Annotated in this window: 15 protein-coding genes; 12 read left to right on the plus strand and 3 right to left on the minus strand. The window is 48.3% G+C overall.

Features of this window, described 5'->3' with window-relative positions:
- Nucleotides 1-32: 32 nt before the first annotated feature.
- Entirely contained in the window at nucleotides 33-1,148 is a 1,116-nt protein-coding gene (locus tag L1F29_RS07205; RefSeq protein ID WP_258387657.1) for an MGDG synthase family glycosyltransferase, read from the minus strand.
- A 349-nt stretch (nucleotides 1,149-1,497) separates the two neighbouring features.
- On the opposite strand from L1F29_RS07205, the gene L1F29_RS07210 reads away from it, so the two are divergent.
- Entirely contained in the window at nucleotides 1,498-2,091 is a 594-nt protein-coding gene (locus tag L1F29_RS07210; RefSeq protein WP_258387658.1) for a TetR/AcrR family transcriptional regulator, read from the plus strand.
- A gap of 134 nt (nucleotides 2,092-2,225) precedes the next feature.
- Here the strand turns inward: L1F29_RS07210 and L1F29_RS07215 are convergent, their stop codons facing one another.
- Nucleotides 2,226-3,578 carry an SGNH/GDSL hydrolase family protein gene (locus L1F29_RS07215; RefSeq protein ID WP_258387659.1) on the minus strand — a complete coding sequence of 451 codons (1,353 nt, stop codon included), beginning with the start codon at nucleotides 3,576-3,578 and terminating at the stop codon, nucleotides 2,226-2,228.
- A gap of 379 nt (nucleotides 3,579-3,957) precedes the next feature.
- Between L1F29_RS07215 and gltB the strand changes: the two genes are divergently transcribed.
- From gltB to L1F29_RS07230, 3 genes are all read left to right on the plus strand, one after another.
- Nucleotides 3,958-8,562 (plus strand): glutamate synthase large subunit, encoded by a 4,605-nt coding sequence (gene gltB / locus L1F29_RS07220; protein ID WP_258387660.1) that lies wholly within the window; start codon nucleotides 3,958-3,960, stop codon nucleotides 8,560-8,562.
- A 288-nt stretch (nucleotides 8,563-8,850) separates the two neighbouring features.
- A complete protein-coding gene (locus L1F29_RS07225) occupies nucleotides 8,851-8,997 on the plus strand; it encodes a hypothetical protein (RefSeq protein WP_258387661.1) in 147 nt (48 codons plus the stop codon).
- Between the two features lie 149 nt (nucleotides 8,998-9,146).
- A complete protein-coding gene (locus tag L1F29_RS07230; protein WP_258387662.1) occupies nucleotides 9,147-9,284 on the plus strand; it encodes a hypothetical protein in 138 nt (45 codons plus the stop codon).
- Nucleotides 9,285-9,356: 72 nt separating this feature from the next.
- On the opposite strand, the gene L1F29_RS07235 is transcribed toward L1F29_RS07230, so the two are convergent.
- On the minus strand, nucleotides 9,357-9,725 hold the full coding sequence (locus L1F29_RS07235) for a helix-turn-helix domain-containing protein (protein WP_258387663.1): 369 nt from the start codon (nucleotides 9,723-9,725) through the stop codon (nucleotides 9,357-9,359).
- Nucleotides 9,726-10,074: 349 nt separating this feature from the next.
- Here L1F29_RS07235 and L1F29_RS07240 point away from each other — a divergent pair, with 349 nt between their 5' ends.
- From L1F29_RS07240 to L1F29_RS07275, 8 genes are all read left to right on the plus strand, one after another.
- Nucleotides 10,075-10,806: a YveK family protein gene (locus tag L1F29_RS07240; RefSeq protein WP_258387664.1), complete on the plus strand. Its 732-nt coding sequence runs from the start codon at nucleotides 10,075-10,077 to the stop codon at nucleotides 10,804-10,806.
- Entirely contained in the window at nucleotides 10,787-11,473 is a 687-nt protein-coding gene (locus L1F29_RS07245; protein WP_258387665.1) for a CpsD/CapB family tyrosine-protein kinase, read from the plus strand. Before L1F29_RS07240 ends, L1F29_RS07245 begins: the two co-directional genes overlap by 20 nt.
- A 234-nt stretch (nucleotides 11,474-11,707) precedes the next feature.
- Entirely contained in the window at nucleotides 11,708-12,616 is a 909-nt protein-coding gene (gene galU, locus L1F29_RS07250) for a UTP--glucose-1-phosphate uridylyltransferase GalU (RefSeq protein ID WP_258387666.1), read from the plus strand.
- Nucleotides 12,613-13,323, plus strand: a complete 711-nt coding sequence (locus tag L1F29_RS07255; protein ID WP_258387667.1) for a sugar transferase — start codon at nucleotides 12,613-12,615, stop codon at nucleotides 13,321-13,323. Before galU ends, L1F29_RS07255 begins: the two co-directional genes overlap by 4 nt.
- A 43-nt stretch (nucleotides 13,324-13,366) precedes the next feature.
- Nucleotides 13,367-14,305, plus strand: coding sequence for a GDP-L-fucose synthase family protein (locus L1F29_RS07260; protein ID WP_258387668.1), 939 nt, complete (start codon nucleotides 13,367-13,369; stop codon nucleotides 14,303-14,305).
- Between the two features lie 21 nt (nucleotides 14,306-14,326).
- A complete protein-coding gene (gene gmd, locus L1F29_RS07265; RefSeq protein WP_258387669.1) occupies nucleotides 14,327-15,325 on the plus strand; it encodes a GDP-mannose 4,6-dehydratase in 999 nt (332 codons plus the stop codon).
- Between the two features lie 64 nt (nucleotides 15,326-15,389).
- The gene (locus L1F29_RS07270) at nucleotides 15,390-16,745 is read left to right on the plus strand and encodes a lipopolysaccharide biosynthesis protein (protein ID WP_258387670.1); all 1,356 of its coding nucleotides are present in this window, start codon (nucleotides 15,390-15,392) and stop codon (nucleotides 16,743-16,745) included.
- 2 nt (nucleotides 16,746-16,747) lie between these two features.
- The gene (locus L1F29_RS07275) at nucleotides 16,748-17,905 is read left to right on the plus strand and encodes a glycosyltransferase family 4 protein (protein WP_258387671.1); all 1,158 of its coding nucleotides are present in this window, start codon (nucleotides 16,748-16,750) and stop codon (nucleotides 17,903-17,905) included.
- Nucleotides 17,906-17,937 lie beyond the last annotated feature (32 nt).

Below are 17,937 nucleotides of genomic sequence, written 5' to 3' on the forward strand. Positions count from 1 at the left end.
TGTGAATATCGCCTTATAAGGGGAAAAAGCCGTCACTGCAGCAGCTGCAGGACGGCACGGGAGCATTGGGTCGGGTTATATTGTTGATTGCGTTTCGTTAAGAGGTTGCGCCTGAATTGGACAGACGCGTAAGGTTCTTGGATGAGTTTAAACCATTTGTCAATGGTTGCGGTCGAATCAAGCATTTCTCCGAAACCATTCTGGATGAAATATTCGCAGTTCTCTTCTTCTTGACCTGGAATCGGTTCGTAGAAGAGCATCGGGATGCCCTTGCTGAGACCTTCGGTACATGTCATACCGCCTGGCTTGGTAACAAGCAGGTCGGAGACGTCCATCAGCTTGCTGACTTCCCGGGTAAAGCCCAGTATGCGAATATTCGGATGCTGGAAAATCGGATCGGAAAGCATCTTCTCACGCGCGCGATCATTATTGCCTACGCAATAGATGAGCTGGATGGTGTCCCTCCAACGCGTCATATATTCGAGAAGGTTGTCGCTGTACAGAATTCCCCAGCCGCCGCCCATGATAAGAACGGTGGGCATCGGCTTCAGCTCGAATTGTGATTGAAGCTCCGGCTTGTCATGGGTATGCCAGAAGTTCGGATGAACCGGTATTCCTGTTACTTCGATTCGGTCTTCGGATATTCCGCGGTCGGTCAATTTCTTCTTCACGAGCGGCGTGGACACCAAATACTTGGTGACCTCCGGACTCGTCCACGTACCATGGGCATCGTAATCGGTGATCAATGTATAAAGCGGAACATCAAGTCCAAGCCGCTTCAGCCGGGATACAACCGCATTCGGCACGGGATGCGTGCACACGATTAAATCCGGCTTCAGCTGATTAATGACTTGGGATGTATGAGTATAAAAAATCCGGTGCAGCGCGAGCTGTGTAAGCCGGTTGAGTGATTTTTTATATTGTCTGCGATAGACGATGCCGACCAATTTCGGCTGCTTGCTGACCGTCTTGCGGTAGGCATTCACGATCATGGGGCCGAGTACCGGATTAAGAAATTTGCCAAGCTCGATAACACGCGTCTGAACGCTTGGATCCAGCTCGCGAAGCCCGTAGGCGAGTGCATACGCTGCTTGTGTATGTCCGGATCCGAATCCTTCCGAGAGCAATAGCACTCGTTTCTTATGCATCTTCTCACCTGCTTCTCCCTCAAAGATGAGAAAAACTTCTATCGAAGTCCTTCAATAGTAAGCCGTGCTTGTCTCTTATACCATATTACGATGCGTAGGCATCTAAAACAAGTTTGCAAATGAGTCCAAGGCCTTAGAAAGGGAGTTTTCTTGCTAAAAATTATATAAAGACAAAAAGTGCCCCCTTTTACAATACCGATACAATGATCTGACGAGCAACAAGGAGCAAAAGATGCAATTGCGTCCTTGAACGATGTGTGATAAGATGCACCCAATGATTTTTGACTGATTTGTGATATCGGTCAATTGTACGGCACTATAATGAAATGCGAAGAAGGAGACAGTGGCGATGACGGATGTGACGAAAAAGCCGATCGACCGCAGGCAGCAGATTGTAGAGGCGGCCGGCCAGTCATTCGCGATGTTCGGCTATAAAGCGACGACGATGGATCTCGTATCCAAAATCGCGTCAGTCGGCAAAGGAACGATCTACACGTTCTTTGCCACGAAGGAAGAGCTATTTAATGAAATTATGGAGCATCTGACGGCTGAGCTTCGTTCTCTGGCCATAAGAACGATCGACAGACAGAAGCCTTTCTTCGATAACCTGACATCTGTTCTCCATGAGCTGCAGCAATTCCGCGAGAAGCATGAGCTTATTGTCAAGCTGTCCCAGGAGGTTCGCGATATTGGAACGCCGATGGCGAAGGCAGGTATCGATCATCTTGAGCATGCGATCGTCGGCTTTATCAAAGAGGAAGTCGCATCGGCTGTGGAGAAGGGCGAGCTGAGGCCGGTCGATCCGGCATTAACGGCTCTGGTTATGCTGAAGTTATATGTGACGATGTCAGTGGATTGGAGCAAACATCATGAAGCGCTAAGTCAAGAAGAGATTGCGGATTATGCAACTGCACTGCTCCAGGATGGCTTATCCGCGAAGTAAGAAAATAATCGAACAGGTACCGCGTCTTTAACCGCTTGGACAGATAACAGCGCCTCACGACCGCTAAGGGAAGACAATTGCGTCTTTATCGATTAGCGGTCAGGGCGCTTTTTTTTATTTTATATGAAATTTGGTTAAGAATTAATAAATACGGTCTGGATTGGCTTGCGGTAAATAACCTGATAGCCTAATCCTCTGGAGAGCGCGGCGAGCGGCAAATAGGTGGATGAGGTCTTGCCGGTTTTCTCCAAATAAGCGGGCGTCTCCAGCGGCATGGACTGACCGTTCACCTTCATCGTCTTGGCGCCGATGGTGAATGCGACTTCCACTCCGTCCGCTTTGATCGTCGCCGTCTGCGTCTTCCCGTCCCAGCCGAGCGTCGCTCCAAGCGCATTCGCAATATCGCGCATCGGAAGAAAGGTCGTACCGTTCTTGACGATGGGCTTGTTGGCTCCGGCAACTTCCTTACCGCCTACGATCACATGAAGCGGCACGCCTGCAGGCAGCGGCAGCGGCTTGCGGTACGAGCCCCAGATGCTCTTGGCGAATGACTCGGCAATCACATCATACCCGGCCTGCTTCGGATGGCTGTCGCCTTGAATAATCGAGGTGTAAGACAGCTCGTGGCCGGCGAAAGGCTCGGAGACGTTCGCAACTTTGACTCGGACTCCTTCGCCTTCCAGCTTCGCGGCGGCAGCTTCCACCTGTTCACGGAGCTTGGCGACACCTTGCAGCAATACCGCATATTGTTCTTCCGTGACGGCCTTATTGAGTTTGGAGGGCTTCGGTACCGGCAAGTATTGGTCCGTAAGCACGATTTGCGCTTCCGGGCTGATCTTCGCTACGGAACTCAGCGAGCCTTCCAATGCGCTCATGTAGCCCTCTAGCATCTTATCCAGCAATGCTGTCAGTTCTTCGGGAGTGACGCTGCGCGATCGCATCTCGTCGAACAGCGGAAGAAAGTCGTTGCCGCCGATCGTCATCACGATCAGATCGGCCTGAGTGAGCGCGGTGCGCAGCTCGGCCGAACGGGCAATGGTCTCCACGGCGTTCGGGTACTTCGTGACGCCGGCTTGCGCTTCCTCGGCCCCGATCGGCTTACCTTGCTCGGCTGCTTCCAGCCAGCGATTCAAGCCGGCCGATTTCAGCCCCAGAATGCCGAAGTTCTGCATTTCGGCGGCTCCATGATACAGTGCCTGCTCATAGAGGCGGTCGACATAACCGTACACAGCCGATTTCTCGGTCATGCCAAGCTCATAGCCCGCGGTAATGGAATCGCCCACGGCCACAATGCGAAATGGCGCAGCGGCCTCGGCAATGGCGGAGCCGGTATTCGCTGCGGCGAATGCCGTTAAGGCAGCAGGCTGCGTCGGTATGATGACACGCTCTTGTGCAGCAGCGGCAGCTGACGCCGGCAGCGAGCCGGCAAGCAGGGCGGCAGACAATGCGGCGGCGGTTAAACTCGTTTTCCTAAACTTTCTAGACAACACTTTCACGTCCCTTTCCAGGTCATAATATATGTATGGGATGCAGCATTATTACTGGGTTTGAAGGACTTTCGCCAATATTCGACGCGTTCCTGCAAAAGAACTCTTATCATAATCATAAAAAATATTAAATTGATCTTACGGGGTGATGTGAGATAAAATAACAACACAAAGAAAATGCCACTACTAGCTGTTCCATCCGAGGATGTCTAAGCGCTGTGACACATGTGTCTTATTATCCTCCCAGGTAGCCGATTGGGGCGAGACGGTTCACGTTCCATTCCTTTACATTCTAAGCGATTATTCTTCAAATATGAAGCGATAGCGTTGCGAATAAAGGCCTATTCAAAAAAAATTTTTCATAGGAAGGTTGCATGCAATGAAAGAGAATCGTATGGGATTGCCGCAGAAGCAAGGTTTGTATAATCCGCAGTTCGAGAAAGATGCTTGCGGAATGGGATTTGTAGCTAACATCAAGGGTAAAAAGTCGCATGAGATCGTTCTTCAGGCGCTGACGGTGCTTGAGAATATGGAACATCGCGGCGGACAAGGCAGCGAGCCGAATACGGGAGACGGAGCGGGCATTATGCTGCAAATTCCGCATGCTTTCTTTGTCCGCGAGCTGAATAATCTTGGAATCAGTCTGCCGGATAGCGGCGAATATGCCGTCGGCATGCTGTTCCTGCCGCAGGATGAGGCTTTGCGCTGCAAGCAGGAGGCCGCGCTGGAGGCTATTATCCGAGAGGAAGGCCAGACTCTGCTTGGATTCCGGACTGTTCCTACGAATGACGAGAAGCTGGGGACGTCCGCCAAAGCTGCGAAACCTTATGTTCGTCAAGTGTTCATCAGCAAAGGTGCAGACCTGCAGGATGAGCTTGCGTTCGAGCGCAAGCTGTATGTCATTCGCAAGCGGGCGGAGCATGCCATTCGCTACTCCGGCGCTGAAGGCGGAGACAGCTTCTACTTTTCCAGCCTGTCGAGCAAGAAAATCGTCTACAAAGGCATGCTGACGACAGAGCAGGTTCGTTCCTTCTATACCGAACTGAACGATGAGTCAGTCGAAACCGCAATCGCTTTGGTCCATTCGCGTTTCTCCACGAACACTTTTCCCAGCTGGGAACGTGCCCATCCCTACCGCTATCTGATTCACAACGGCGAAATCAATACACTTCGCGGCAATGTGAACTGGATGCATGCCCGCCAAACCTTGTTCGCTACCGAATTATTCGGCGCGGATATGGAAAAAATAAAACCCATTATCAATCCCGACGGTTCTGATACAGCGATGTTCGACAACACGCTGGAATTCCTATATCTTTCCGGACGTTCGCTCCCGCACGCAGCCATGATGATGGTTCCCGAGCCTTGGTCCAATCATGAGAGCATGAACGATGACAAAAAAGCATTCTATGAATACCACAGCACACTGATGGAACCATGGGACGGACCAGCTGCAATGGCGTTCACCGACGGCACGCAGATCGGCGCCATTCTTGACCGGAACGGGCTGCGCCCGGCGCGTTACTATGTCACGAAGGACGATGTTATCATTCTCGGCTCTGAAGCGGGTACCGTACCTGTCGAACCGGAGAACATTCTATACAAAGACCGTCTGCGTCCTGGACGGATGCTGCTCATCGACACTAAGGAAGGCCGTATCATCTCCGATGAAGAGGTGAAGCAGAAGATTGTAAACGAGCATCCTTACCGCGATTGGCTCGACGAGCATCTCGTCGGCTTGGATGATCTTCCGGATGCGCGCGAGCTTCCCGAGCCGCATCACGAAAGTGTCGAGCTTCGCCAGCAGGCGTTCGGCTATACGTTCGAGGATCTGCGCAAAGTGCTCGAGCCTATGGCAGGCAGCGGCACGGAGCCGATCTCTTCCATGGGCTACGATGCTCCGCTCGCGGTGCTTTCGGATCGTCCGCAGCGGTTGTACAACTACTTTAAGCAGCTGTTTGCGCAAGTAACGAATCCTCCGATCGATGCTATTCGCGAAGAGATCATTACGGCTACAGGCACGACACTCGGGCCGGAACGGAATCTGCTCCATCCGGAGCCGGAGAGCTGCCGCCACATCCGATTGGCCACGCCGATTCTTTCGAACGAAGAATTCGCGAAGCTGCGCCATGTTCGCCGTCCGGGCTTCAAATCGATCACGCTTCCGATCGTGTTCGAAGCGGATCGAGGCGAAGAAGGTCTGCGCTTTGCTCTTCAAGAAATGTGCGAAGCCGCTGACCGCGTCATCGGCAAGGGACATAACATTCTGATTCTGTCCGACCGCGGCATTGACCGTTCGACGGCGGCCATTCCGGCGCTGCTTGCCGTATCGGCGCTGCACCATCATCTCATCCGCGAGGGAACGCGGACGAAGGTTAGCCTGCTGCTGGAATCCGGCGAGCCGAGAGAAGTGCATCATTACGCTCTGCTGCTCGGGTACGGCGTAAGTGCGGTTAACCCTTATCTGGCATTCGAAACGCTGGATGATATGATCCGCCAAGGCATGCTTAAGGGCGTAACGCAGGAGAAGGCGATTAAGAATTACATTAAAGCGGCTACGAAGGGCGTCGTTAAAATTTTGTCCAAAATGGGCATCTCGACGATACAATCCTACCGCGGCGCACAAATTTTCGAAGCGGTCGGCTTGAACAAGGATCTGATCGACGAGTACTTCACATGGACGGAATCCCGCATCGGCGGAATCGGTCTCGATGTCATTGCCGAAGAGACGCTGAAGCATCATAACCGTGCGTTCTCCGAGCAGGAAGGCCGAGTGAAAGAGCTTGACTCCGGCGGCGAATACCAGTGGCGTAAAGACGGCGAGGAGCATCTGTTCAGCCCGCAGACGATTCATACGCTGCAGATGGCTTCGCGTACGAACAATTACACGCTGTACAAGAAGTTCTCGGCGCTCGTTCAGGGCGAGGACAAGAAGCATCTGACGCTGCGCTCCCTGCTCGAATTCAACTATAATCAGCAGCCCATTCCGCTAGAGGAAGTCGAGCCGGTCGAATCAATCGTCAAACGGTTCAAGACCGGTGCAATGTCCTACGGCTCGATTAGTAAAGAGGCGCACGAAGCGCTTGCTATTGCGATGAACCGCATTGGCGGCAAATCGAATACCGGCGAAGGCGGGGAAGACCCGGCCCGGTTTATCCCGGATGCCAACGGCGATTCCCGCCGCAGCGCAATTAAGCAGGTGGCATCGGGACGCTTCGGCGTTACGAGCAATTACCTGGTTAACGCCGACGAGATTCAAATCAAGATGGCGCAAGGCGCGAAGCCGGGCGAGGGCGGTCAGCTGCCCGGACGCAAGGTTTACCCTTGGGTCGCCGAGGTTCGCGGCTCCACGCCTGGTGTCGGTCTAATCTCGCCGCCGCCGCATCACGATATCTATTCGATCGAAGACCTGGCCGAGCTCATTCACGATTTGAAGAACGCGAATCCACGCGCCCGCATTAACGTGAAGCTCGTATCCGAGGTAGGGGTAGGAACGATCGCGGCCGGCGTAGCCAAAGGCCGTGCGGACGTCATTCTTGTCAGCGGATATGACGGCGGTACGGGAGCATCGCCGCTGGCATCCATGCGCCACGCAGGCTTACCGTGGGAGCTTGGGCTTGCGGAGACGCACCAGACGCTCATGCTGAACAATCTGCGCGACCGCGTCGTCGTTGAAACCGACGGTAAGATCATGAATGGACGCGACCTGGCGATCGCAGCGCTTCTTGGCGCCGAGGAGTTCGGCTTCTCCACTGCTCCGCTTGTCGTTCTGGGCTGTGTCATGATGCGTGTCTGCCAGCTGGATACATGCCCTGTCGGCGTAGCGACACAGAATCCGGAGCTTCGCAAGAAGTTCATGGGCGACCCGAGTCATATGGTCAACTACATGCTGTTCGTAGCCCAAGAGCTTCGCGAAATTATGGCTGAGCTTGGCTTCAGAACCATTCGCGAGATGGTAGGTCGCGTAGACCGACTGCAGACGAAAACGGTCATCGACCACTATAAATTGAAAGGCATCGATCTTTCCCCGCTGCTTCATCAGCCGGAACTGCCAGCAGACGCCGTACGTTACTGCTCGCAAGAACAGAATCACGGCCTTGAAGAATCGATGGACATGAAACAGCTGCTCGAGCTGGCGAAGCCTGCGATCGAGCACGGCGAACAGGTCCGGGGAACATTCCCGATCTGCAACACCAATCGCGTTGTCGGCACGATTGTCGGCAGCGAGGTAACGCGCCGCTACGGACTGAAAGGATTGCCGGAAGATACAATCTCCTTCCACTTCGTCGGATCGGCCGGACAAAGCTTCGGCGCATTCATACCGAAGGGCATGACGCTATCGTTGGAAGGCGATTCTAACGACTATGTCGGCAAAGGCCTCTCCGGCGGTAAGATTATTGTGGCCCCTTCGGCGAAATCAACCTTCGCCGCGGAAGAGAATGTCATTATCGGCAACACGGCGCTGTATGGCGCGACAAGCGGGCAAGCCTACATCCGCGGCATCGCGGGCGAACGGTTCGCCGTACGCAACTCCGGCGCTAACGTGGTCGTTGAAGGCGTAGGCGATCACGGCTGCGAATATATGACGGGCGGATGCGTCGTCGTCTTGGGCGGAACGGGACGTAATTTTGCGGCCGGGATGTCCGGAGGCGTGGCGTACGTGCTCGACGAGCAAGGCGACTTCTACAAGCGATGCAACCTCGAGATGGTGCTGCTGGAGCGCGTAGAGACCGAGAATGACAAGAATGAGCTGCGCGGCTTGATAGAGCGACATGTACGCTATACGGGAAGCGCGGCGGGCGATCGCCTGCTTTCGAATTGGGAGGCATCCCTGGATAACTTCGTGCGCATTATACCGAAGGATTACAAACGCATGCTTGAGCAAATCGAGCGAGTCGAGCAAGCCGGCTTGACAGGCGAAGCAGCACTTCTCGCGGCGTTCGAAGCGAACATTCGGGATTTGGCTCGCGTAGGCGGCAACTAACAGCTGGAACTGGAATAAACAGGATAACGACCCGAGACTCAGGTATAGAGTCTCGGGTTTATTTTTTGTTGGGAAGAAGTTGAATCGATGATGATGTGAGTGAGCCCTGTAATGAGACTATGGATGTGGTTGTAACATGCTTTCCTAAATTATTAACACCATACGACAAAAAAACAAAAATATTGCTACTTTTAGTCCGCGGTGTTCGACAACCTTTGTGGATTTATTTGGTTATAATAGGTGATGGCAAGAAAAAAGAAGCAGATAGAGATAGGAGAGGTCATAACGATGTTAGTATTAGAGAGAGCGCTTACAAAAGCTGCGAAACCGAAACAAACGATCGATGTCGCTGTATTGCTGGAGCAATTGGGCATTAGCTTGGATAAGTGGCAGGAGCAGCAAACTAAAAAGAGAATGATGTATATCCTTCGGTAGGAGATTCGACAAAATTGGATGATAATAGTAAAAAAAGGTGCCGATCAACTGACAGATTCTGTGGGGGAACCCCGCTATAATTGACTATTATAACGTGGAATAAGCGTTAGCGATAAGAAATTTAGCTTATTTGACTAGGAGTCGGAGAGATGAATACAAACGATCAGCTGAAAGAAGAAGAAACGCCCCAAGCTGTTATCGAGCTGGATGTCCTCACGATACTAGAGCAGCTTGGAATAGAGCGTACAAGATGGCCTAAGGATTGGCCGCCTTTACGCGATGAATAGCTCATTTTACGACAAAACCATAGTCGGCGATTGCCGTGACTATGGTTTTGTGTCTGACAGATACATATTGAATCATTCCATCGTTCGTTCGGCACGTACAAACGCGATGAAACGCCTAGCTTCTTCCGGGGTCAATTTTCGTCCATCTATTGTAAGATCAAATTGTTTGAGCAAATCTTCATTGGACAATTCCAATTTGTCGACGAAATCGCGAACCGGTCCATCCAATACACTTTGAGGCGCGCTTGTCCGGCCGACCAAGTAGTCTACAGAGACGTGAAACAAGTCGGCGAATTTAGATAATGTCTCGGAATCTGGTTCCCTGCGGTTCTTCTCGTAGTGTGATAAAGCAGCGCGTGAAATCCCAAGAGACGAAGCTGTCTGTTCTTGAGTCCACCCCCGATCATCCCTCAATTTCGCAATTCGGCTACCAATGTTCATACAACGCCTCCTAAATAACTACTGCCATTCTCATATTAATACGAAATGCGTCCAATTGCATTCAATGAGACAAAATGTCGCAATATTGTAAAGAGCATCAAAAAGGGGTTGACTTGTTACGCTCTGTATCGTAAAGTAAACATTGAAATTGATACATATTGTATCATATGTAGTTGTATTCATTATGGTCGCAAAATGTTCATTCTATTCCTTCATCGGCATGAGCTATGAAGAAAAATGAATTTTCGACAAATTAAAATGCCGTCAATTGTATTATTCGCCAAGGATTGTTCCGTTTAGGGGGTAAATAAGAAATTCGATCCAAAACAGCGGCAGGAGGTACGATAAAGTGGAATTGAAACAATATTTGAAGATCATTCGAAAGAAGCTGTGGCTCATTGCAGCAATTGTCATTATCATCTGCACCGGTACATTCATTAAGAGCTATTACTTTACAACACCGATCTATCAAGCCAATGCCAAATTGATTGTCAATCAGACCATTATGAATGATGGACTGTCGGTGCTAAACCCAGGGTCGATCCAGACGAATATTATGCTCATTAATTCTTACAAAGAAATCATTAAATCAACGGCGATCTTAAAGAAAGTAAATGAGAAATATCCTGAATTAAAAATTAGCCCGGCTAGAATATCTGTTACATCTGCGAATAACTCGCAAATCATGGATTTAACCTATAGCGATGAATCTTACAAGAATGCAGCAAAAAGTGTTAATGCGATTTCCAGTGTGTTTAAGGAAGAAATTCCTTCAATAATGAAAGTAGATAATGTCACGATTCTAAATGAAGCTGTTGAAACTGCTATAAATGCAGAAAAAGGATTTCCAATATTGAATGTCATGATTAGTTTTATAATCTCACTCATGTTAGCGATCGGCATTATTTTTCTTCACGATTACCTGGATAATACCTACAAAACCGAAGATGAGTTGGAAGATGATCTAGGATTACCAGTGCTAGCTTCTGTAACTATGATCAAAAAGGGAGACCGAAAACGCAGAAAAAGTTTGGAAACCCACAAAGTAGGTGATGGCACATATGCGTCAATCAACCAATAATAACAGTAGTTTAAATCTGGTAACTTCATTAGATCCCTTATCACCAGTTACCGAGGCGTATCGCGTTCTAAGAACAAATATACAGTTTTCGTCGATTGACAGGCCAATCCATGTCATCATGATATCCTCTGCTCAGAGAGGTGAAGGGAAAACGACGACGGTAAGTAATTTAGCCGTTGCATATGCACAGGAAGGAAAGAAAGTATTGCTTATTGATACGGATTTACGTGATCCTTCCCTGCACCATGTATTTTCTTTGCCCAATCGAGTCGGTTTAACGAGCATATTGTCCAATCAATACGGATTGCAGGAAGTTGTTCGGGACACAGTGGTCGATAACTTATCCGTTATTACTGGAGGTCCAATTCCACCTAATCCGTCAGAAATGCTAGGTTCCTTTAAGATGCAATCTTTGATCGATGAACTGCGAACAGAATACGATATGATCTTAATCGATACGCCACCAGTATTGGCGGTTACGGACGGTATAGTGATAAGCGTATTATGTGACGGTGTCATAATGGTCGTTGATGCTGGCAAGGTTGATAAAGAACGTGTAAAAAAAGCAAAGTCAAGTCTTGAACATGCGAACGCCAGAATACTTGGTGCCGTGTTAAATAAAATGAATAAAAAAGATCGAAAAACCGCAATCAATTATTATGGTTAATTGGGTAGCAAAGCTCGATTACAGGTAATGTCTGCTGTACCTCTATCATTGCAGGCACTCGATCACGCTGTGGGTCAATGGACCTTAGACATTATTGTCGGTGGTGTGATGTGAGGACAGGTTCGATGCCTATTTATTTTTTAGAAGCTAAAAAGTTATAAATTAAGTTTCTTCTTACGCCAAGAGATCTAATTTATAACTTTTTTATAGAAAACTAGGATAGGGTGATGAGGCATGAAACAAGTAAGGAAAGCAATTATTCCGGCAGCAGGCTTAGGTACACGTTTTCTCCCTGCGACGAAGGCGATGCCCAAAGAGATGCTTCCTATCGTAGATAAGCCGACCATACAATACATCGTGGAAGAAGCCATTGAATCGGGTATTGAGGACATCATCATTGTAACCGGCAAAGGAAAGAGAGCGATCGAGGATCACTTCGATATCGCATTTGAGCTGGAAAATAATCTGTATGAAAAAGGAAAGCATGACATACTGAAAGAAGTGCAAAAGTCTTCCAATGTGGATATTCATTATATTCGCCAAAAAGAAGCCAAAGGGCTGGGGCATGCCGTGTGGTGCGCACGAAATTTCATCGGCGACGAGCCATTCGCGGTTCTATTGGGCGACGATATTGTTCAATCCGAAAATCCGTGTACCAAGCAGTTGATTAACCAATACGAAAGCGTTGGCAAATCGGTTATAGGCGTTCAAGTCGTTCCGTTCGAGGAAACATACCGGTACGGAATCGTGGATCCCGTAGATACGACGGGACGGTTGTGCCAGGTCAACAAGTTCGTTGAGAAGCCGCCGATCGGTCAAGCGCCTTCCAATCTGGCCATCATGGGCAGGTACATATTAACGCCGGACATTTTTACATTTCTGGATGAGCAGACAATCGGAGCAGGCGGGGAAATTCAGCTGACGGATGCGATTCAAAGGCTTAATGAGAAGACCGGAGTGTATGCGTACAACTTTGAAGGCACCCGGTACGACGTCGGCGACAAGCTGGGCTTCATTCTGACGACCATTGAATTTGCCCTCCGCAATCAAGAATTGCGTCTTCCTTTACTATCGGCGCTTGATGAGATCATGGAGAGGAATGGCATTCCGAAGCTGGTCGCCTCAAGGAGCGATATGACATGAGTGCAGAGATGAAGAAAAGCAACCATTATGAGATGGAGATCGTCAGCGGCAGTTCGATTTCTACGAGCGTGGAGTCGAAAGCCTATACCATATCGTTACCGAAAGCAGCTAAGCGGACATTAGATATTTTTGGCGCGTTGTTCGGATTAGTTCTCCTGCTGCCCGTCTTTATTCTGATCACCTTATTAATGAAGATTAAGGAGCCTTCCGGAAGTGTATTTTTCAAGCAAAATCGGATCGGTAAAAATATGGCTTCCTTCAAAATCATCAAATTTCGGTCGATGATCGTGAACGCGGAAGAGAAGCTGAGGGCGGACAACGCTTTATACCAAAAATACGTGGAGAACAATTATAAGCTGGAGCAGGATGAGGATCCGCGAATTACGAAGCTCGGAAGATTCTTGAGAAAAACAAGCCTGGATGAGCTTCCGCAGCTTATTAACGTACTCAAGGGCGAGATGAGCTTGGTCGGACCGCGGCCGGTCGTGAGGGATGAGTTGAAGGAATACGGCGATCGATTTGTCGACTTCTTATCCGTAAAACCTGGCATTACGGGATATTGGCAGGTGAGCGGTAGGAGCAATGTCGGTTATCCGGAGCGTGTGGATTTGGAATTGCACTATATCTACCATCACTCCATCTGGCTGGATATCAAAATATTATTTATGACCGTTTGGAACGTGCTATTGAAGAGAGGGGCTTATTAATATACCGCGTTATGATTAACCAATGAATGGAGCGAACAACAGGATGCATAAGGATGCAATGATTTATGTGGCAGGACATAAGGGGCTCGTGGGATCGGCGATATTAAGAAAGCTCCAGGACGAAGGATATTCAAATCTGATTTATAGATCTTCGTCGGAACTGGATCTGCGAAACTATGATCAAGTCATGGATTTCTTTCAGAGCCATTCGATCGAATACGTCTTTCTTGCAGCGGCAAAGGTGGGCGGCATTATTGCCAATCAAGAGTACCCGGCTGATTTTATAAGAGATAATCTTCTTATTCAAACGAATGTCATTGACGCCGCTTATCGTGCCAATGTGCAGAAGCTGCTGTTTCTGGGTTCGACCTGTATTTATCCCAAATTGGCGCCGCAGCCGCTGAAGGAAGAGTATCTCCTTACAGGTGAGCTGGAGCCGACGAATGAACCTTATGCTGTCGCCAAGATTGCCGGCATTACGATGTGCAGATCCTATAACCGGCAATACGGAACCAGATTCATATCCGCAATGCCGACGAATATGTATGGCCCCAACGATAACTTCGATCTAAAAACCTCTCATGTCCTTCCAGCGCTCATCCGTAAATTTCATGAAGCGAAGGAAAACGGCGTACCGTCTGTTGAAGTATGGGGCACTGGAAGCCCCAAGAGAGAATTTCTCCACTCCGACGACTTAGCCGAAGCCTGCTTATTCTTAATGAATCATTACGAAGGCAATGACATTGTTAATATTGGGGTTGGAAACGATATTTCCATTAAAGAATTGGCGGAATTAATCCAATCTATCGTTGGTTATAAAGGCGAAATCGTCTTTAACTCGTCCGTGCCGGACGGAACGCCGCGGAAACTGGTCGATGTCACGAAGATTAATGCGCTGGGGTGGAAGGCCAGTATTCCATTAGAAGAAGGTTTACGTTCCGTATATGCTTCATTCCAAGAAGGGTATCTGGTCAATCATTAACAAGTATGTGGAGGAAGTATAATGAAGAGAGCATTAATTACCGGGGTAACTGGGCAAGACGGTTCTTATTTGGCCGAATTTTTATTGGATAAAGGCTATGAAGTTTATGGTGTCCGCAGACGTACAAGCACGCCAAATTATGAAAATTGTAAACAGATCAAAGATCGAATCAGATGGATTTCTGCGGATTTGACGGACTTGGCCTCTTTGATCGAAGCGGTGAAATTATCGAATCCCGATGAAGTCTATAATTTAGCTGCACAGTCCTTCGTCGCAGCTTCGTGGCCGCAGCCGATCGCAACCGCAGAATTAACGGCGCTTTCGGTGACCAATATGCTGGAAGCCGTTCGAATCATGAAGCCTAGCGCGAAATTCTACCAGGCCTCCAGCAGCGAAATGTTCGGTAAGGTCGTCGAAACGCCGCAGAAGGAAACGACTCCGTTCTACCCTCGAAGCCCGTACGGCGCAGCCAAAGTATATGGGCATTGGATCACGGTTAATTATCGGGAGAGCTTCGATATGTTTGCCTGCTCCGGAATATTGTTCAATCACGAGTCTCCGCGAAGGGGACTGGAGTTTGTGACCCGCAAAGTGAGCGACGCAGCCGCGAGAATTAAATTAGGGCTGCAGCAAGAGTTGCGCATGGGTAATCTGGATTCATTGCGTGACTGGGGATTCGCGGGAGATTACGTGAAAGCCATGTGGCTCATGCTTCAGCAGGATGAGCCAGATGATTATGTCATCTCAACCGGGGAGATGCATACGGTAAGGGAACTGCTGGAGACGGCCTTCTCCTATGTAGATTTAGATTATAAGGATTATGTCGTTATCGATCCGGAGTTCGTACGTCCGGCTGAAGTCGATCTCTTGCTCGGCGATTGCACGAAGGCGAAAGAAAAGCTGGGCTGGAAGCTCGAGGTCGGATTCAGGGAGCTCGTTCATATGATGGTGGACGAGGATTTGAAGCGGGTCAAAGCGGAGATTCAATTCAACGAGTCTTATACAGTAGCGGCAAAATAATACAGGTAACACGGGGACGGCTGGATTCAGCTGTCTCCTTGTTATTTATAGGTGGATCTCATTCATGACGATCAAGAATAAGCTGGCTTCTCTCAGACGCAATCGTGACTTCAACAATGTCATTTACAGCTTAATGTCGTATGCCATAACTCCGGTCATACTGATCATTTCAACCCCTCTTCTGCTGAAATATTTGGGGGACGTTAACTATGGGGTTTGGATCCTGATCAACTCGATCATTAATCTGCTGGCCGTCTCCAACTTCGGTTTAGGGAATGCGCTGATCAAACTCGGGTCGGAATTGAATAAGGACGATCAACTGGAACAATTCAACGCATTATTTAGCGTTTCGTTTACGATATCCATTATGCTGGCGCTTCTGATTAACGTGATTATCCTCCTGTTTGGCACTTATATCTTCCCATTGTTCGTATCTGCCGGCTCGATCGATTCTATTCTCTCGATGTCGTATCTATTAAGCGGTGTGGTCGGACTCCGGATTGTGAACAGCATTATTTCCGGCGCCTATATGTCGAAACAGCGTTATGATATCAATAGCAAAATGAATATCGTCTACAACCTGGTTACATCCATATGTTTCACCGTTCTTACGGTTATGTATGGTGAACTGCATATACTGGTTATCTTTCTATTCTTGTCCTCAGTCCTATTAATAGTAGTTAATTACTTCGTCGCCAAGGCGGCTGTGCCGGGGATCCGGTTCAAGCTGAGCCTGAATAAACGGTTATTCCATAAAATATTCGGCTATGGAATGTACTCCTGGGTTCAAGTCGTAATCAGTACATTGAATGCGCAGGCGGATAAGTTAATCATTGGCGGTTTGCTCGGTGCCAAGGTCCTTGGCTTCTATACGATATGCATGCAGATCGTCATTAAGATTCACGAAATTCCCGCTGCTGCCGGAGGATACTTGTTCGCAAAATTCAGTGATCTAAGCGAGTCCGAGGATCGGAATAAGATTCGGAGCGTCTACTACAAAGCGATCAGTCTGTCATTTCTATTCGTTGCTGTCTCTGGAGCGCTAGCTTTCTTATTTGCAAGGCACATATTGTCGTTATGGATCAATCCGGAATTCGCCGAGCAGCATTATATGCTGTTTCGTTTGCTGGTGGTGTCTGTGTCCATGGGGGCGCTCGGTGTTGTACCCTATTACTTCCTGAACGGAACAGGCTTCGTGAAATTAAACACCGTTATCTCTTTGCTGACCAGTGTAATGATCGTCATCCTGTTTTTTCTGTTGATTCCCCGATTTGGCGTGACGGCGATTGGTATAGCAAAGTTTGCAGGAGTCCCGCTCGTATTGTTCTCGATCTATTTTATTGAGAAGAAAGTGATGAGGAAAGCAGCTGTTCAGAAGGAAGAGCCGGTAAACCTTCGATTTGACCGAAAGGGATTGTAACGATGAGAAGAATGTTCGTCGATTTTACGAATGATGGCCATCATTATGCTTATAACTCCGCTGTTATGCAGGGCCTTAAGGAACGCAGGCCTTCAGCTGAGATTCTGTATTACTCCAAATTTTCTGATCCGAAGAAGAAGAAAGAGCTTATAGAGTCCGGGATTCAGGTAGAAGAATATACAGCGGAATCCTATTTTCAGCGATTGCCGGCGATGCTGGTCCGCATCATAATGGTTTTCAAGGCTGTAACTTATGCGAAAAAGAACGGATGGGACAACATTCATTTTCTGTATCTGGATACCATTATACTCCCATTATGTTTTCTCTATCCTTTCTTATTAAAGAAAAGAATAACGGCTACGCTGCACTGGTTTCCCGGTCGTACAAGCAAACGAAAGGCATTGGGGTTTCTTTTGAATAGAGAAATAATCTCTGAATTAATCGTGCATGGTGAATATACAAAAAAACAAGTTGAGGGCATTTCAAACTGCAGCACGATCTTCTCAATTATCTATCCGAATCTACATCCGCTTATTCCCAATAACAGGCACATTCAGGTGAAGGAAAGGTTGTTTAGTACTGATAACAAGGGAGTCGTATTATTATGCTTTGGGGGACTCAGGCACGATAAGGGGATCGATATTTTATTAAAAGCTGCTGAGGGATTGCCTGATGTGGAATTTACAATCGTTATTGCGGGAAAAGAAGATTCGTTTTCACAACAATATTTGGAGGAACATATAAGGAATTATAAATTGGAAAATAAAGTTGTTATGAACTTGAAATATATACCGGACGAAGAAGTCTCGGCTTATTTTGATTTTGCCGACTTCGTTGTTTTGCCCTACCGGAAAATATTCTCGGGGCAAAGCGGACCCTTAACGGAAGGAGCGATTAGAAACAAAATTATAATCGGTCCTAACCATGGCGAGATCGGCGATACGATTCAAAGATACGAGATCGGGATTGTGTTCGAGGCAGAGGATAGCAGCGATCTTGGTGAGAAAATACGAGATTCCATTCGTAATTATGAGGATTTAAAAAGAAAAATTGCTGATTCTAGCTACAAAAAAATGATTAAACGGGATGAATTTATTAGGCAGTATCAAATGTTTTTTTACAAGGAAAAAGAACTGCAAGAAGTCATTCGCTCATCATAGGGTTCACTCTACAAATTTGAGAATGGGGAAAG

It is taken from the genome of Paenibacillus spongiae (genome assembly GCF_024734895.1).
Taxonomy (GTDB): Bacteria; Bacillota; Bacilli; order Paenibacillales; family Paenibacillaceae; genus Paenibacillus_Z; species Paenibacillus_Z spongiae.

Excerpts from the sequence above, each read along its gene's own strand:
- L1F29_RS07260 (WP_258387668.1), top strand. The coding sequence starts at position 13,367 with ATGCATAAGGATGCAATGATTTATGTGGCAGGACATAAGGGGCTCGTG.
- galU (WP_258387666.1), top strand. The coding sequence starts at position 11,708 with ATGAAACAAGTAAGGAAAGCAATTATTCCGGCAGCAGGCTTAGGTACA.
- L1F29_RS07245 (WP_258387665.1), top strand. The coding sequence starts at position 10,787 with ATGCGTCAATCAACCAATAATAACAGTAGTTTAAATCTGGTAACTTCA.
- L1F29_RS07210 (WP_258387658.1), top strand. The coding sequence starts at position 1,498 with ATGACGGATGTGACGAAAAAGCCGATCGACCGCAGGCAGCAGATTGTA.
- L1F29_RS07230 (WP_258387662.1), top strand. The coding sequence starts at position 9,147 with ATGAATACAAACGATCAGCTGAAAGAAGAAGAAACGCCCCAAGCTGTT.
- L1F29_RS07255 (WP_258387667.1), top strand. The coding sequence starts at position 12,613 with ATGAGTGCAGAGATGAAGAAAAGCAACCATTATGAGATGGAGATCGTC.
- L1F29_RS07275 (WP_258387671.1), top strand. The coding sequence starts at position 16,748 with ATGAGAAGAATGTTCGTCGATTTTACGAATGATGGCCATCATTATGCT.
- gmd (WP_258387669.1), top strand. The coding sequence starts at position 14,327 with ATGAAGAGAGCATTAATTACCGGGGTAACTGGGCAAGACGGTTCTTAT.
- L1F29_RS07225 (WP_258387661.1), top strand. The coding sequence starts at position 8,851 with ATGTTAGTATTAGAGAGAGCGCTTACAAAAGCTGCGAAACCGAAACAA.
- L1F29_RS07270 (WP_258387670.1), top strand. The coding sequence starts at position 15,390 with ATGACGATCAAGAATAAGCTGGCTTCTCTCAGACGCAATCGTGACTTC.
- gltB (WP_258387660.1), top strand. The coding sequence starts at position 3,958 with ATGAAAGAGAATCGTATGGGATTGCCGCAGAAGCAAGGTTTGTATAAT.
- L1F29_RS07205 (WP_258387657.1), bottom strand. The coding sequence starts at position 1,148 with ATGCATAAGAAACGAGTGCTATTGCTCTCGGAAGGATTCGGATCCGGA.
- L1F29_RS07235 (WP_258387663.1), bottom strand. The coding sequence starts at position 9,725 with ATGAACATTGGTAGCCGAATTGCGAAATTGAGGGATGATCGGGGGTGG.